Source organism: Lottiidibacillus patelloidae, assembly GCF_002262935.1.
GTDB lineage: Bacteria > Bacillota > Bacilli > Bacillales > SA5d-4 > Lottiidibacillus > Lottiidibacillus patelloidae.
In genome coordinates this window covers 314,013-330,343 of the sequence record NZ_NPIA01000001.1, presented here as the reverse complement: position 1 = coordinate 330,343, position 16,331 = coordinate 314,013, and the positions used below count along the sequence as shown (strand labels likewise).

Sequence of the window (16,331 nt, the reverse complement as noted above, 5' to 3'; positions counted from 1 at the left end):
GTGACAAAACACGCTGCAGTTGTACTTGATTTTAGTGCAAACGGGGTTGGTATTATCCACACGCTTGCCCGAAAAGGAATCGATGTATACGCGTATGATACAAAAGGTCCATACCAAAAGGGGAAATCTAGATTGGCGACTTGTGGCGTATGTCCTAGTCCACTAACGGAAGAAGAAAATCTATTAACCTTTCTAGTTGAACTCGCGAAGAAATTTGAACAAAAGCCTGTTCTCTATGCCGGTGCAGATGATTATGTTGTTTTTATATCGAAATACAGAAAGACTCTATCCAATTATTATTTATTTCTTTTTCCAGAACATCAACTTATCGAGGATTTATTAGATAAAAAGAGAACGTTCGATTTAGCAGTTAAATATAACATTCCAACTGCAAAAACATTTTTTGTTAATGATGAATCCGAACTAGATAATGTCATTAATGAAATAGAGTTCCCTTGTATATTGAAACCTGTCTTCGGACATGCGTTTAGAAAACATGTCAACACAAAAGCAATTCATATTGAAGATGTTTATCAACTAAAAAAACTATTCCCTATTTACAGTAAGTTTGGCGAGCTAGTCATTCAAGAAATAATTCCGGGTGACAATAAAGCGTTTTACAAAGTAGCAACATTTTTTGATGATGAGATGAATTTACTAGCATTATTTACATTACAAAAAAACCATCAATTTCCGATTGAATTTGGTACAGGCGCCCATATTGTGAGCAAAAGAATTCCTGAACTTGTAAAGCTTGGAGTACCTATATTAAAAGAACTTAATTTAAAAGGAATCGGCATGATTGAGTACAAAAAGGACCCACGTGATGGGCAATACAAACTAATTGAGATTAATCCACGATTTTGGCTAACTCATAGTTTAACTGGCCCTGCTGGTGTTGACTTTTCTTACATGTACTACCTTTATCTAACAGGACAAAAACCAACTCCAAAACTTGAGCAAATAGACGGTGTCCAATGGATTTATCTTGTCCGTTATTTTTTAACTTTTCTTCAAAAAAGAAAGAAAGGTGAGATGTCTTTTAAAGAGTTTATACAAGGATTAAAAGGAAAAAAAGTTTTTGCTCTACTTGCATTTGATGATCCAATGCCCTTTATTAGAAGCACAATCTCTCACTTATGGAATTCATGGAAACCTAAAAGAAAAAAAAGAAATGAGTGATTACTATTTACGATGCGAAGGAATTATATTATTTATTTAAAAAGTACCAAATCACCGATAAATTATCGTCTGGCCTCAAAAAGAAGATAAATATACTCCCCGGTTCAATTCAATGCTTAAAATCCACGAAACGTAGTAGCATTTACAAATTAAATGTTCAATCATCTTCCGGCATCTTCCCTATTATATTTAAAATTTACAACGCAAATAGTTATAAAAATGATATTGAAGTTAATATGTATAATAAGGCCTACCGCGCTCTTTATGATTTCTTACCTGAAATTTATCTAATAGAAGAGTATATCCAAAAAGATGAAACGTGGGCATTTATGGAGTTTGTGCAGCAAATTCGAGGTCAGCTTACTTTTACTCCCAAACACTTTGATTACATCATTCCTACCGTTGCTAATCTTCATGCACAAACCTTTGAAGATAAATTTAAGCGTGAAAAGCGTTTTCAACCTTGGGTCCCTAATTATAGTTCGAGTAAAATGGAAAAAGAACGAAAGAAATATATCGCGAAAACAGTGAAATTTTTAGACGAAGGAATGAATGATAAAGGGTTGACAGACATAATTAAGCCTCACTACAAACAACTTAAGAGAATCTATGAAGCTGACCCAATTTTTTTCCCAGAATTATTATCGAATGGTTCAGCAATTACCCATGGCGACCTTCATATGCAAAATATTTGTTCTGAGGATGTTTCAGAAAATAAGCCTTGGAAAATCAAATTTATTGATTGGGAGTCTGTAAAATTTGCACCAACCTGGTTCGATATGATTGTTTTAGTGGAGATCTTATTAGGTTTCAGAAACGATTGGCAAAGTCGTGGCGAGGAAATTAGAACACATTGTGTTAACGTTTATACAAATGAAATGAAAAAGCACGGTATTACTTTTAAAACAAATCCTCATACTCTTTATAAGATGGCTTATTTGCAACGCACACTTGAAAAAGGCTTGCATACCCAGTTGCGTCGTATTTTTGACTCACGTGAAGGCGTTCTACTTCCCTATCATTTAGAAAAAATACAAACATGGGGAAAAGAACTAGGGATTTACAAATAAAGAAAATAGAGGCTGGGACAAAACAAGGAGCCTGGCACCTCACGTTAATGAGGAGCCTGGCACTTGTGTCCCAGCCTCTTTGTTAAAACCACTTCTTTTTCCTAAAGTAAATAAACATTCCAATTGCAATGAGAACCATCCCACCCATTACAGCTGGGTAGCCCCACTTCGAATGAAGTTCTGGCATCCGATGAAAGTTCATACCATATATTCCTGCTATGAATGTCAATGGAATAAATGTCGTTGATACGATTGTTAGTACTTTCATAATTTCATTCATTTTGTAGCTAACACTTGAATAATAAAGTTCAATCAGCCCTGTAATCATCGATCTTGTCGTCTCTGCTTTTTCTGTAACATCAATCATATGATCTTGAATATCCTTAATAAAAAACTTTGTCTGTTCTGTTAAGTATGGAAAATCACTTTTTTGAATCTGACTAATTACTTCTTTCATCGGTGTTACAATTTTCTTACAGCCAACTACATCGTGTTTCTTTTGGTAGATAGCATGCAATAAACTTTGCTCTGGATTATCGATGATTTTCTCTTCTAATTCTTCCAGTCGATCTTCCAATTCCTCAACTTCAATGATATAGCGGTCAACTACACTATCCAATAGTCGATAAAATAAAAAATCTGTCCCACAAGCGCGAATTCCACCAACAGAATGCCTAATTTGTTTACGTATTGTTTCAAAATCATCACCAGCAAACTCTTGGAAAGTTATCACGACATTTTTAGATAGAATAATACTTATTTGTTCATTTTGTAATTCTTCCTCTTCTTCGCTGTAATACAATCGTTTTACTATTGCTAACATATGATTTTCATTTACTTCTAGTTTTGGTCGATGCTCACTATTTACAATATCTTCAAGTAAAAGGGGATGAATTTCTAGTTCTTTACCGATTTTCTCAATCGTTTTTATATCGGTAAGACCTGTTATATTGATCCACGTTTGTCTATCACTAGTAATTGCTGAATAGCTTTCTTCAATAGTTTCAATCGTCTTTTCTTCGTATGTATTCTTTCCATAGTTAATAACAGTAATAACTGCATCTTTCCTTTGTTGTTCTTCACCAACATAAGTTAGTGTCCCTGGTGGTAAGCTTTGTTTTTTATCTCTTTTACGAATAAACTTCATTAAAAAACCTCCTAAAAGGTGAATAATTCTATCTTATCATATTCCCAGTTATTAGCTCCTCTTCCGTGCCTTGCTTACATCTTTCCATAGCAATCTATGTTAAAATAAATGCTTAGTCTAGCTTAGAGGTGCTAATTCATGACATACATTGATTTTAACCCTTACCTTAACGGTGAGAAAAATAAAAGCATACTTACTGCCACTCAAGCAACGGAAGAAAGCACGACATTTGCTTTTTCCGCAGATGAAGCAGATTTCTCTTTCTTTAATAAACTACAACAAAATGGCATTTACTTAAATAAAAATCAAGCGAAAGCGTGCCAACATATTAACGGTCCATTACTGACGTTAGCTGGTGCTGGTACAGGTAAAACAACCGTATTAGTGGCGCGCACATCTTATCTTCTTTATAAAGGAATTTCACCTAAAAACATTCTAATCATGACATTTACGAAAAAAGCAGCGAATGAAATGATTGAACGAATTACAAAACTGACAAATCCACAGTTAGCAAGACAGATTACTTCAGGGACGTTCCATTCCGTATTTTTACGCCTTCTTCGCCATCAAGGCTTTAATCAAGAAATACTATCGGAAAAGAACAAGTTAATCGCTTTAAAAATTATCTTAAAACAGCTTAATTTACAAGATAGTTACAAGCCGGAATCCCTATTAGCTACGCTTTCTTTATTAAAAAATAGAATGCAGGCAACGGAAGAATTACCTGAAAAAGATGCAACGCAAAAACAAGTGAAAAAAATCTTATTAAAATATGAAGCTTGGAAAAAGCAAACAAATAAGATTGATTTTGATGATATTTTACTAGAAACATTTTTCTTATTTAAAAATAACAAACGACTGCTTACAATGATGCAACAACGTTTTCAATATGTTTTAATTGATGAATTTCAAGACACAAATCCACTGCAATATGAATTAATTAAAATGATTGCCAAGCCTGAAAATAACATTATGGTCGTTGGGGATGAAAAGCAATGTATCTACTCTTTTAATTCTGCTGATCACGCAATTATATTAGGATTTGAAAGAGATTTTGCAAATGTCCGTGTCGTAACACTTGATGTAAACTATCGTTCACCAGCCTCGGTAATTGGTCTAGGTAATGAAATTATTAAACATAATAAAAGCACGAAATCTGGTAATCTATTAGCTACTAAGCAAAATGCAGATAAACCAATGTATTTACGTCCAAGCACAACAACTGATGAGGCAACTGCGATAGTTAGCGAAATAAAAAAACACGTGGCATCAGGAAAATGGCAATATAGTGACATCGCGATATTACATCGGACACTCGCTAATAGTCGTAGTATTTTCGAAGCATTAGTACAGGAAGGTTTACCGACAATTTCATATAGTAACGGCGAAATGTTTTATGAAACTGCGATTATTAAACCGGTAATCGATTACTTAAGGCTAGCGATGAATCCAGAGGATATGAAAGCAATGTCGACAATTTTACCTTCATTATATGTAAATAAAGAAACTGCAATGCGTTTCATTGAAGAACAACAGCTTTTTTACCCTAAAGATCGTCCATTACTCCATTTATTGGACATGCCAAACATGAAGCCCTTTCAAAAGAAAAAGCTAAAAGAAGTCTTTGCTCTTTTGCAAAAAGTAATAAATAAAAATCCGGTATCCGCTATTAAAGAAATTAGAAGTAGCTTTTATGATAAATATTTAGAAACCACTGATAAAAGTAACTCATTGCATAAAGAAATGATGATTGAAGCACTTGATGAACTACTAGAGTCTGCAAAAGGCCATGCAACGATTTTTGCCTTTGTATCTTACGTCGACTCTATTATTAGTGAGCATCAGAAAATGACAGAACAAGGTAGAGAAATTGCCGGTGATGCAATTTCCTTGATGACCATCCATAAATCTAAGGGGCTAGAGTTTCCTGTTGTATTTCTAATAGGAATGTCAGAGGATATGCTGCCACATAAAACAGCTATTCACGCAGATAAAATGGAAGATATTTTTCAAGAAGGTGAACCATTCAAACAAAAAATGTTAGCGCTTGAGGAAGAGCGAAGACTTGCTTACGTTGGTGTCACACGTTGTAAAGAAGAATTATACATATCTTCTCCTACCTATTACCGAGGTGCTAAAGCAGATATTAGCCGTTTCTTATTAGAAGCTTTTAAGATGGAAAAAAAGCAGTCTGTTTGGGATTGTACAAACTCCACTTGTAATGGATGGATGAAGGTCGACAATACTGCTGATGACAAAAAAGAACGAAGATGTCCATTTTGTAAGTCACAAATGATGATTGCCGATAAAGCAGTTTTGCAATAATTCTTTGCCAATGTAAATAGAATGGTAAAAAAATGCGAATTTTTTTCTCCTCTTATTTATACGATATTATAAGACCTTATTCGTTTACATTAGGAGGAACTAATGTCAAAGCCAATTTGTGAATTAATAAAAACTTTAAACCCGGGAACAAAACTGAGCGGTATCATTGCACAAGGTGCTCAAATACAAGTAAGCAATGTTGTAAGCTACAACGAATCTACGAGACTCGTTACCTTTATTAATACTTCGGGCAATACAGTCATCGCTGATTGCGAGGATATAGCTGCAATCGAATTTGATAATCAATAAAAGGAAGGCTTGAGAAAATTCTCAAGCCTTCCTTTTATTCTATAAGATTAAAGTTACTTTACATTACGAAGCTAACTTACCTTACCAAGCCGGTTTATTATTATTTTCAAGTTTTTCTGCTTCAAGAGTTGGAAGTTGGTTACATTCTTCTATCTTTGATTCAGTCTCTTTTTGCTTTATTTTTTTAATTGTATATATGTGATTCATAATGATGCGAGAAACTTCATTATTTTTCACTATTGAAATGCTACTATCATCAACACCTACTAACACACCTTCCACTCTCTCATTCAAGCTATTCAAAATTTCTACTGTTGTAAAAACAAGTGATTCGCATAACTCTTTCATGTTATTACAAGTGTTATGTGTGACTTCTTTTGGTTGCTCTTTAACTTCAACAGTTAAATCATCTATAAATGTCACACCAGATGGTGACTCCATTAAATCTTCTTCTTCTTTTAATAATTGTTGATTAATAATTTCAGTGGCACTATTTACTAAATTTATATTTATATATATTTTTCCTTCTTCTCTCGTTGCTAACAGTGCAAAATCTTTATTAACATCCAGTACAAGCCCTGAATAAGATGAACTATCTGTACGGCTTAGCTTTAAGTGGAAATTAATATACGATTTGATTAGTGAGTAAAACGTCTTTTCAGTTGGTAATGTCCCTTCATATTCACCAACTTCTCCTTGTTCTAGTGCTAACTCATGAATGCTTCCAATATGTTTCATTTGATAAAAAAATAAACCATCTTTAGTCTCCAAAACAAAGTAGTCTGACTGAACCGCCCTTAAAATTCCTCGCTTTGACGCTGGCCCTGATTGATGAACTATTACTCTTTTGTTAATTAAATTATCTAAAAAAGTTAAATTTTTCATAACATTACCTCCAAAGAAAATGCTGACTAATTTATCATATGCATACAAATTTCATTTCGGTAATGAAATAGACGCTTTTTCTCGCAAATAATTACCAGTTCGTCCAAGCATTATAGAGAATCTATCATAAATTAAAATATACCTTACTAGAAGGGAGGAAACCGTTATGAAATACTCATATAACCGTTGGTCTTCTTTACCTTACGCTGGGGAAAAAGTTCCCCCGCAAAATCCAGAAGAACCACTAGCAGGATCTTGGCCATTAAAATATTTAAAAAGAGACAGTGATGGGAAAATTCTATCTCCTGAAGGAAAAGTCATTCGATTTCATTTAAAAGATCCACGTAAAATCAATTGGAAAGAAGAACTTAAATATGTTCACAGTACTCTAAACAATTTAACAGATCGGCAAAAAGAAGTAGCTGATTATTGGGGTACTGGAGTTGCAACAAAGCAATGGACTCCAGTTATTGATAGGTTAATAGATACGTATGGTGTAACTGCGCCACACGCGGCTAGAATCTTAGATACGTGCCATGCCGCTATAAACGATAGTTTTGTTGTAACTTGGTTCTTAAAATATAAACTAGATGTTGCTAGACCAAACCAAATAGACCCTGACCTTGCTACCTTTTTATGTACACCAAGACATCCAACTTATCCTTCAGGACACTCTGTAATAGCAGGTTGTGCTGAGACTGTTTTAAGCTACTACTTTCCAACAGAATGTAATCAACTAGCAGAATTAGCTGAAGAGTGTGCTGTTTCGCGCCTTTATGGTGGCGTTCACTTTCCTGTAGATAATGATGAAGGATTGCGATTAGGTAGACAAATTGGATTACTAGTAGTAAAAGAGTTAGAAAAGCAAAGAAATGCAAATGATGAAGCAGTTGATACACGTTACACAGATTCCCGTTCTGCTAAATTACCACCAATCACCTACGAACAAGTCATTCCTTTTGATTTCCGTAAGATATGTGATTCAAAATTATTACCAAAAGATGATGTCAGTAACTTTAATTATATCTATAAAAAGTGGCGAAAAATTCTTTGGTAAGTAATGAACTCCTATCATTGAGAAGCATAGGATGTTTTAATTAGCACTAATATGTTAAAGGATGATAATTTTGGCAAAGGATTCTGAATTTTTTTCTGATTTAGAAGAACTTAAAGCAGATATCGAGGAACTGAAAAAAGATATGAAAGAATTTGAAGCAATGGAAAAAGAGTATCAAAAGGAAACAAGTTTCAATAAAAAATGGGATTACTTTTACAAGTAAAAAACTGAAGCAATTTGCTTCAGTTTTTAATTTGTTACTTGTTTAGCTGTCTCTCCATCTGCACTTACAACATATTCATTAATAATATTTAAGTCTCTCTCAAAATAATAAATCGAATAGCTATCAACTAAGTCCTTTTTCCAATTAATAAATACGATCACATTAATTTCGCCATTTTTTATTGCATCGTAATCTGACTTTGTAACTAGGCTTAGATCATCTGATACATATGTATCTGCACCGACATTATAGCGCCAAATAACACCATCTTCAGATTGGATTTCTTTGAAGTTAGTCCCTAGTAAACCGGTTACGGCCTGCTTATCAATACCGAGGGACATATTTGCTTTCATGAATTCAAAAGCTAATTCAGAAGGATGTTTATTTGTTTGTTCACTTTGTTCTTGTTCGTTAGTGTTAACTGATATTTGTTCGTTTTCTTCTTCAACATTCGACTTTTCGGTACATCCAACTGAAGAGAATAGAATAACAGCTGTAGAAAACATTATAAGTAAATTTCTCATTAAAATTCTCCTTTCTCTCGAATGAACTCCCTTAAACTAATAGACGTCAGACCTCTATAAAAAGTTTCATATATTAATAAATAAATTCCATTTTATGGATTAAGCAAGAAGCTTTCTACTGAATTTTTAAAGTGCTTTTCCTCTTCCAAGAAAGGATAATGATTACTGTACTCTAAGACTACTAGACTTGATTTTGGAATGGACTTATTCATCTCTATGGAGTATTCCACCGGGCATTGTACATCAAAGCGTCCGCATATAATTAACGTAGGACATATTATATGCTGTAGTTTTTTCGTCACATCAAAAATTACTAATTCTCTATTAAAAAAATTTAATCTTTCTGCACACATTTTCTTATTTATCGCCTTAGAAAAGTAGTCATTGAATTTTTTTGGTTTCTTTAATGAAAGCTTTGTTCTGTTCTCTGTTAAATTTATTCGTTCTGTTTCACTTATATCCTTACTCTTTAAACCTTCCAAAAGTTGTTGCATATAAGCAAAGCTTTCGTGCTTTTCATTATAAATACAATTTTCGGATTCGGTATAGTCACGTGCTGCTGCACCTACAATTATTAATTTATGTAATGAATTCGAAAAATATATCCCGTATAATACGCCTAGCATTCCACCAGTTGAATGACCAGCAAATGACCACATTTTATAACCAAGAGTTTCACGGATTGCTTCTAAATCAAACAAAGCCTCCAACATACTCAATTGGTATGGTTCGTGCTCTTTTTCTGAGTTTCCTGCTTCGCGTAAGTTTACTAAAATTACTTTATTAGACTCTGTAAATGTATCAGCAAAATAGTCTCCAGATTCGTTAAAACTGGAATAAAGGTGTGTGACACATACTGGCTCTCCTTCACCTTTAATAAAAATTTCAAAGTTACCCCGTGATGTTTTTACATTCTTCTTTATCCATTTTCCCATTACAATACCTCTTTTAAACACTTTCTGCATTTATTTTATAATGATAAACAGCTGGTATAAATATCGCTATACTTGCAACAATAATTTCTATTGAGCCACCTGCTGCAAAAATGACGTGAGGACCAAAATGGTCAATTGCCCAACCACCAATTCCTTGTGCAATAGGGGTAACTCCTTGAGCAACTATAATCATAATACTAGATACTCTCCCCATTACATGTTCTGGAATAATTGATTGATAAACACTATTCCCTACAACATTTAAAACTGCAGTTGTTATACCTACAGATGCAACTAGTAATGCAACTTGTAAATGATTTGTCGTAAAATAAATTAGAAATATAAATATTCCTTGAAAAAGAAATGCCATCATTCCCATTTTCGGTGTAGGATTTTTTATAATGATGATAAAAGATAATACTAATGATGCTAATACTCCTCCTACACCTAAGGCAGATGTCATCGTACTTAATCCTGCTGAACCTACCTCATAATATTCAGCCAGAAATGGTAACCCAACTTGCAATGTACTGAATGAAGCGTTAGCGAAAAGAGCGGCTATAATGATTGTTAACAATAAAGGTGAAGTGATAACAAATTGAAAACCTTCTTTTATATCTTTTAATACTTTTCGTTCTCCACTATCTACGCTTACTGCTTGTTTGCTAGGTAGCAATTTCACAAAAAATAGTGTCGCTGCCGAAAAAAAATAAAAAACTGCCAAGATGAGCATTGCAAGAGAATATCCTGTTATAAGTAAGAAAGCTCCGACAATAGGGCCACCAATAGCTGAAATGTGCCACGTAGCTCCTAGTAAACTATTAGACTGTGCATAATCATGCTTATGTACGATACGTTGACGGATTGCCGTTACTGCTGGCCAATAAAATGAATCGACCAACCCGAATGAGAACGCTAATATATATAAAAGTAGTAAGGGTGTATAACTGGTAAAAATAAAAGCAAACATAACAAGCATAATAATGCCCCGGAAAATATCAGAGTAAAACATCACAGTCCGTGGATTTAATCTATCTACAATAACACCACCATAGAGCATAAATACAATTCTTGGCACTCCCATTGTTAATAAGAATGAGCCCATTATTAATCCAGAACCCGTTAATTCAACGATAAACCAAGAAAATACTAAGAAGAAAACTGCATCTCCTAAAGCCGAAAATAAATAGCCTAGCCAATACATAACAAAGCTTTTATTTTGAAATAATGTCCATCGTGAATTCACTTTTCTTCCTCCTTAGTATTTATTATCATGTTTAAGAATAATTCCTTTTCTTTCTCATTATTTAAGATCTCTTCCACTTTACTTTTTTTATTTAAATAATTTATTAATCTAGGATTACGAAAGATTACATCGTAATATCTAGCATCATCACTTATGTTTTGAAACCATTCTTCTTCTCTTAGTCTTCTTATATTCCTTTTAAACTGCCTAAGAAAAAGTAATAAATTGTATGCATCTTTACTCCTACTTTTTAATAGTCTTTTTTAATTTTACTGTGGAAACTTTATGACCTAATAACTCTTCATTAAATTCTTCTTCTATTTGAAATCCTTTAGCTATATAAAAATTCAAGCCTTTTCCATTTTCTTTTTCAACATAAACGATCATAGACACTAATTTTGGTAATTTATTTATTGCTTCTTGTAATAACTGCGTTCCAATACCTTTCCCTTGATAATCAGGTAATAAATAAATGGCAGCTAACTCAGCATTTTCTTCATTTGTTACACTAATAAAACCTTCTATATGCCCATTATTATCTGAAACTAAAAAAATAGTTTCTTCCAGTCGCTTCTCTAAATTAGCACTTGAATATGCTTTCGCAACAAATTTATCGATAAAGTCTTGAGGTAAAATACCTTTATATGTATCATTCCAAGCTACTTCTGCAACATGTTGTACTTGCGAGATATCTCTTTTATCCATTGCTCTAATAATCATCTCTTTATCTCCGATCTATTTTCTATTTTATTCCATTTTATAGTAATTTTATTATATAGCCAATAAAAAAACGTCACTTCAAGTGACGCTTTTTCAGTCTATACTTCATTTATTTTTTGCTTTTCATTTTCTACCTTAACATGAACAACATTTTTCAGCATAGCATAGAGAGCTATAGATAAACCTACTGCAAATAAAGTTCCACCGCTCATCACAAAAACTTTATTTATCCCAATTAATGTAACTAGTATACCGCCTGAAATTGTTCCACCGATTGTTGCAAGGGTAAAGATGCTATTGATCGTACCAAATACTCTCCCACTATAATTGACAGGTGTTTCTTTCTGCGCGGCTGTTTGGAATGGTATTAAAACAAACGCAAATGAACTACCTGCAGCAAATGCAAAGATTGGTGCCAAAATTAGAACAGATGAAATTGAGAAATAAATAACCATAACTGCTTCACCTATAAAACTGAGCCCGAGAATTGCAGCACCGAGCCCTAAAGACTGCTCTAATTTTTTAATACTAATCTTACTTAATAACATTGAACTTATGAACATTCCAGCACCTGCACCGGACATAATTAACCCTAATACTTCTGTTTCCATTTCCGGTAATTGACGTATCAACACTCCAAACTGTGTATCACCAATTTGTAATACAAAAAATACTAGAAATGATGAAACTAACCCAATGAGTAAAATACTTTTTGATTTAATAAAAGATAATCCACCTTTTAGTTGCGCAACAAAGTTTTCTTTTGTTTCATTTTCTTCCTTTTCCTTAACTAGATGAACTGTTTTCGGGACACCTAGTAATAAGAGTGCGGATATAAAATATGAAGCGGCATCAATGTAAAAAACACCTTGCACGCTAATTGTTGCTACTAACACTCCACCTAACGCTGGACCTGCAATTTTAGAAATACTATTTACCATACTACTTATAGCCATCGCTTGCTGCATATGCTCTTCAGAAACAATTTCTTTTAATTTTCCGTTTTTGGCTGGCGTAAATAGTGTTGAAAATAGGCCTTGTAAAAACAATATAATGTATACTTGCCATGTAAACGATGCAAAAACTAGCCCAATGACAACTGTTCCACTTAATATGTCTGCTAAAATCATCATTTTTCTTCGTTCAATACGATCAGCAAATACTCCTGCTATCGGCCCAAAGAAGACCATTGGTAAAGCTAAAGCAAGTAAAACAAAAGAAACTTCGATAGGACTAGCATTCCATTCAATAGCTACTAATGTAGAAACCGCTAAAATATTTAACCACGTACCAAAGTTAGATACAATTTGACTAGACAATAAAAACATATATGATTTATTTTTGAACAATGACTGTTGCTGTTCCAATTTACCCACTCTCCATTCATACTTTTTGTGTACTTTTATTTTCGCTAATTTTTTTCAAAAAAACGAAATGCGATAGTATGAACTTTTCTAAGTCTTTAGTTGGATTTTTATGTAAATGGAGTAATTCGAAATGCATGACTTTCATGAGGTTATGTTTGTTATTTTAACTTACACTTCGTTCAATTTAACAAAGATGATATACTTTTTAATCGTGAAAAAATCCTTCCCAATTTGAGAAGGATCTTTACAAGCAATTATGATGATTATAATTGTACGAGTTTTTCAAATTCCTTCGTTGTACAAGAAATCCAGTGATCTGGAGTTACTTCACGGAATTCTGGCTCTTCACTGTCATCTAATTGACTTTGATCAAATACCATACGCTTGCGCGTACGCTCTGTATCTGGATCTGGAAGAGGAATTGCTGATAATAATGCTTTTGTGTAAGGGTGCATCGGGTTACGATACAGCTCTTCACTATCTGCTAACTCAACAAGTTTACCAGCATACATTACTCCGATACGATCAGAGATGTATTTTACCATTGATAAGTCATGCGCGATGAATAGGTATGTTAACCCTTTTTCACGTTGCAGCTTTTTCATTAAGTTTACTACTTGCGCTTGAATTGATACGTCAAGTGCAGAGATCGGCTCATCGGCAATGATGAACTCAGGTTCTACAGCTAATGCACGTGCGATTCCGATACGTTGACGTTGTCCACCTGAGAACTCATGTGGGAAACGGTTCGCATGTTCACGGTTTAATCCAACTGTTTCTAGTAGTTCATAAACTTTTTCCATACGCTCTTGATCGTTTTTCGCTAAATCGTGAATATCAATACCTTCAGCAATGATATCAGCAACCGTCATACGCGGATTTAATGATGCGTATGGGTCTTGGAAGATCATTTGCATTTTACGGTTGAACTTTTTTAGTTCTTTCACAGATTTCTTCCCGTGTACATCTTCACCTTCGAACAGAACTTGACCTTCTGTTGCATCGTAAAGACGAATAACTGTACGACCAGTTGTTGATTTACCACAACCAGACTCACCTACAAGTCCGATTGTTTCTCCACGGTAAATATCAAATGTTAAACCATCAACAGCTTTAACGACGTTACGTCCTACTTTAAAGTGTTGTTTTAAGTTTTTTATTTCAACTAATTTTTCTCTGTTAGTTGTCAATATTCACACCTACTTTCTCACTTTTTTTCTTTTTTGAATGATCCCTGGTGGCTCAACTTTTGGTGCATTTTCATGTAAAAGCCATGTCGCAGCAAAATGTGTATCCGTCACTTTAAACATCGGTGGCTCAAGCTTAAAATCGATATTCATCGCATATTCACTTCGAAGAGCAAAAGCATCTCCAACTGGTGGATTAAGAAGGTCAGGTGGTGTTCCTGGAATTGCGATTAACTCTTCATCAGATGTATCAACACTTGGCATGGAACCTAAGAGCCCCCAAGTGTATGGGTGCTGTGGATTATAGAACACTTCTTCCACTAATCCTGTTTCAACTATCTTTCCCGCATACATAACTGCAACCCGATCAGCAATATTTGCAACGACGCCTAAATCATGTGTTATAAAAATAACAGCCATACCTAATTTATCTTGTAAATCTTTTAATAACTCAAGAATTTGCGCTTGAATTGTAACATCTAACGCAGTAGTTGGCTCATCGGCAATTAATATTTTCGGGTTACAAGATAATGCAATAGCAATTACAACACGTTGCCTCATTCCACCTGAGAACTGATGAGGATATTGGCTAATTCTAGTTTCTGGGCTTGGAATACCAACTAAATCTAATAACTCGATTGCACGAACTTTTGCAGCAGATGCACTAAGTCCTTGATGTTTACGTAGACCTTCTGTAATTTGTTTCCCTATAGTCATTGTCGGGTTTAATGACGTCATTGGATCTTGGAAAATCATTGCGATTTCAGATCCACGGATTGATTGCATCTCACGTTCTGAAAGCTTCGTTAAATCTTTCCCTTCAAATAAAACTTCACCGTTTTTAATTCTTCCCGGAGGACTTGGGATAAGGCGCATTAAACTTTTAGATGTAACAGATTTTCCTGAACCAGATTCACCTACGATCGCAAGTGTCTCCCCTTTTCGTAAATCAAAGCTCACTCCACGAACTGCCTGAACTTCTCCAGCATACGTATCAAAAGAAACTTGTAAATTTTTAACTTCTAAAATAGTATCCATGTTTACCTCCTATGTTCTCATTTTCGGGTCTAACGCATCACGCAGACCGTCACCAAAGATATTAAAACTAATCATAAGCGCTGAAATGACAGCAGAACCTACAAAAGCAGTATGAGGATATGTTGTCATCCATTTAAATCCGTCATTAACAATAACCCCTAATGATGCGATAGGTGGTTGAAGTCCAAGTCCGATAAAACTTAAAAATGCTTCAAAAAATATAGCTCCAGGAACCGTAAACATAACAGTAATAATAATTGGTCCTAAAGTATTCGGAATTAAATGTTTAAAAATTAAGCGACTGTCACTTGCCCCTAATGTTCTTGATGCAAGCACGAATTCTTGTTCTTTTAATTTTAGAAGTTGCCCTCGAACAATACGGGACATGCCTACCCAACCGGTTATTACCATTGCTAGAGTAATAGAGAGAATCCCAGGGTCTAGAACTAGAATAAAAAAGATAATTAAAATTAAATTCGGAATCCCTATTAATATTTCCACGATTCGTTGCATGACATTATCGATACGGCCCCCATAGTAAGCCGATACGCCACCGTATACTACACCAATGATTAAATCAATGAATGCAACTAAGAAGGCGATATATAAAGAAATTCGAGTCCCATACCATACACGTGTGAAGACATCACGACCTAAGTCATCTGTACCAAACCAGAAATAATCTGTATTTGGATTAAACTCTTGAATATCTTGAAGCGTTTGATCTGTTTCTCCTTCTGGAATACGGCGTATTTCCCGATATTCTTTTGCTGTTTCAAGGTTTTTATAATACTTTCTTGCATATTCATCTTCACCTTTTATATTGTTTCCTGTGAACCCTAACCATGGAACAATCGTTTCAAGGACAGGTACTTTGGGTGGTAAGTTTTTCCGGTAAATATTTTGGTCATCAATGCCATGCTCATTAAAATAAGGTCCAACTAAAGACATAAAAATGATGAAGATGATAACAAACAACCCTCCGATTGCCCCTCTATTCTTCTTCAAGCGAATCCATGCATCTTGCCAAAATGTTAAACTTTTTCTATTAATCTTTTCACTTTCATCCATATTTATTTTTGCTGGCTCAAACATTTCAGATGTTAGTTTCATATT

General features: G+C 34.2%; 16 protein-coding genes. 6 read left to right on the top strand and 10 right to left on the bottom strand.

The window, feature by feature from the left end:
- Together CIB95_RS01875 and CIB95_RS01870 are read left to right on the top strand one after the other, a co-directional pair.
- Nucleotides 1–1,182, top strand: a complete 1,182-nt coding sequence (locus CIB95_RS01875) for a carboxylate--amine ligase (RefSeq protein ID WP_408607163.1) — start codon at nucleotides 1–3, stop codon at nucleotides 1,180–1,182.
- Between the two features lie 5 nt (nucleotides 1,183–1,187).
- The gene (locus CIB95_RS01870; protein WP_094922127.1) at nucleotides 1,188–2,252 is read left to right on the top strand and encodes an oxidoreductase family protein; all 1,065 of its coding nucleotides are present in this window, start codon (nucleotides 1,188–1,190) and stop codon (nucleotides 2,250–2,252) included.
- Between the two features lie 82 nt (nucleotides 2,253–2,334).
- On the opposite strand, the gene corA is transcribed toward CIB95_RS01870, so the two are convergent.
- Nucleotides 2,335–3,399 carry a magnesium/cobalt transporter CorA gene (corA, locus tag CIB95_RS01865; protein ID WP_094921064.1) on the bottom strand — a complete coding sequence of 355 codons (1,065 nt, stop codon included), beginning with the start codon at nucleotides 3,397–3,399 and terminating at the stop codon, nucleotides 2,335–2,337.
- A 138-nt stretch (nucleotides 3,400–3,537) separates the two neighbouring features.
- Between corA and CIB95_RS01860 the strand changes: the two genes are divergently transcribed.
- Nucleotides 3,538–5,724, top strand: a complete 2,187-nt coding sequence (locus CIB95_RS01860) for a UvrD-helicase domain-containing protein (RefSeq protein WP_094921061.1) — start codon at nucleotides 3,538–3,540, stop codon at nucleotides 5,722–5,724.
- Between the two features lie 102 nt (nucleotides 5,725–5,826).
- Complete coding sequence (locus CIB95_RS01855; protein ID WP_094921058.1) at nucleotides 5,827–6,033, top strand: hypothetical protein; 207 nt, start codon at nucleotides 5,827–5,829, stop codon at nucleotides 6,031–6,033.
- An 81-nt stretch (nucleotides 6,034–6,114) separates the two neighbouring features.
- Here CIB95_RS01855 and CIB95_RS01850 read toward each other — a convergent pair whose 3' ends face one another.
- The gene (locus CIB95_RS01850) at nucleotides 6,115–6,918 is read right to left on the bottom strand and encodes a DUF2642 domain-containing protein (protein ID WP_094921055.1); all 804 of its coding nucleotides are present in this window, start codon (nucleotides 6,916–6,918) and stop codon (nucleotides 6,115–6,117) included.
- 166 nt (nucleotides 6,919–7,084) lie between these two features.
- On the opposite strand from CIB95_RS01850, the gene CIB95_RS01845 reads away from it, so the two are divergent.
- Both CIB95_RS01845 and CIB95_RS16130 read left to right on the top strand, forming a co-directional pair.
- On the top strand, nucleotides 7,085–7,975 hold the full coding sequence (locus CIB95_RS01845; protein WP_094921053.1) for a vanadium-dependent haloperoxidase: 891 nt from the start codon (nucleotides 7,085–7,087) through the stop codon (nucleotides 7,973–7,975).
- A gap of 70 nt (nucleotides 7,976–8,045) precedes the next feature.
- Nucleotides 8,046–8,198: a hypothetical protein gene (locus CIB95_RS16130; protein ID WP_158217542.1), complete on the top strand. Its 153-nt coding sequence runs from the start codon at nucleotides 8,046–8,048 to the stop codon at nucleotides 8,196–8,198.
- A 26-nt stretch (nucleotides 8,199–8,224) separates the two neighbouring features.
- On the opposite strand, the gene CIB95_RS01840 is transcribed toward CIB95_RS16130, so the two are convergent.
- The 8 genes from CIB95_RS01840 to opp3C form a co-directional block, all read right to left on the bottom strand.
- The gene (locus tag CIB95_RS01840) at nucleotides 8,225–8,722 is read right to left on the bottom strand and encodes a hypothetical protein (RefSeq protein ID WP_094921050.1); all 498 of its coding nucleotides are present in this window, start codon (nucleotides 8,720–8,722) and stop codon (nucleotides 8,225–8,227) included.
- A 92-nt stretch (nucleotides 8,723–8,814) separates the two neighbouring features.
- The gene (locus tag CIB95_RS01835) at nucleotides 8,815–9,657 is read right to left on the bottom strand and encodes an alpha/beta fold hydrolase (protein WP_094921047.1); all 843 of its coding nucleotides are present in this window, start codon (nucleotides 9,655–9,657) and stop codon (nucleotides 8,815–8,817) included.
- Between the two features lie 13 nt (nucleotides 9,658–9,670).
- A complete protein-coding gene (locus CIB95_RS01830; protein ID WP_094921044.1) occupies nucleotides 9,671–10,903 on the bottom strand; it encodes an MFS transporter in 1,233 nt (410 codons plus the stop codon).
- 243 nt (nucleotides 10,904–11,146) lie between these two features.
- A complete protein-coding gene (locus CIB95_RS01825; RefSeq protein WP_094921042.1) occupies nucleotides 11,147–11,623 on the bottom strand; it encodes a GNAT family N-acetyltransferase in 477 nt (158 codons plus the stop codon).
- 98 nt (nucleotides 11,624–11,721) lie between these two features.
- Nucleotides 11,722–12,990: an MFS transporter gene (locus CIB95_RS01820; RefSeq protein WP_094921039.1), complete on the bottom strand. Its 1,269-nt coding sequence runs from the start codon at nucleotides 12,988–12,990 to the stop codon at nucleotides 11,722–11,724.
- A gap of 263 nt (nucleotides 12,991–13,253) precedes the next feature.
- Entirely contained in the window at nucleotides 13,254–14,180 is a 927-nt protein-coding gene (locus CIB95_RS01815) for an ABC transporter ATP-binding protein (RefSeq protein WP_094921036.1), read from the bottom strand.
- 9 nt (nucleotides 14,181–14,189) lie between these two features.
- Nucleotides 14,190–15,215, bottom strand: coding sequence for an ABC transporter ATP-binding protein (locus CIB95_RS01810; RefSeq protein ID WP_094921034.1), 1,026 nt, complete (start codon nucleotides 15,213–15,215; stop codon nucleotides 14,190–14,192).
- A 9-nt stretch (nucleotides 15,216–15,224) separates the two neighbouring features.
- Complete coding sequence (gene opp3C / locus CIB95_RS01805; protein WP_094922124.1) at nucleotides 15,225–16,328, bottom strand: oligopeptide ABC transporter permease; 1,104 nt, start codon at nucleotides 16,326–16,328, stop codon at nucleotides 15,225–15,227.
- Nucleotides 16,329–16,331: the final 3 nt, after the last annotated feature.

Coding starts and splice junctions, on each gene's coding strand:
- CIB95_RS01840 (WP_094921050.1), bottom strand. CDS start 8,722: ATGAGAAATTTACTTATAATGTTTTCTACAGCTGTTATTCTATTCTCT.
- CIB95_RS01835 (WP_094921047.1), bottom strand. CDS start 9,657: ATGGGAAAATGGATAAAGAAGAATGTAAAAACATCACGGGGTAACTTT.
- corA (WP_094921064.1), bottom strand. CDS start 3,399: ATGAAGTTTATTCGTAAAAGAGATAAAAAACAAAGCTTACCACCAGGG.
- CIB95_RS01860 (WP_094921061.1), top strand. CDS start 3,538: ATGACATACATTGATTTTAACCCTTACCTTAACGGTGAGAAAAATAAA.
- CIB95_RS01850 (WP_094921055.1), bottom strand. CDS start 6,918: ATGAAAAATTTAACTTTTTTAGATAATTTAATTAACAAAAGAGTAATA.
- CIB95_RS01845 (WP_094921053.1), top strand. CDS start 7,085: ATGAAATACTCATATAACCGTTGGTCTTCTTTACCTTACGCTGGGGAA.
- CIB95_RS01855 (WP_094921058.1), top strand. CDS start 5,827: ATGTCAAAGCCAATTTGTGAATTAATAAAAACTTTAAACCCGGGAACA.
- opp3C (WP_094922124.1), bottom strand. CDS start 16,328: ATGAAACTAACATCTGAAATGTTTGAGCCAGCAAAAATAAATATGGAT.
- CIB95_RS01810 (WP_094921034.1), bottom strand. CDS start 15,215: ATGGATACTATTTTAGAAGTTAAAAATTTACAAGTTTCTTTTGATACG.
- CIB95_RS01825 (WP_094921042.1), bottom strand. CDS start 11,623: ATGATTATTAGAGCAATGGATAAAAGAGATATCTCGCAAGTACAACAT.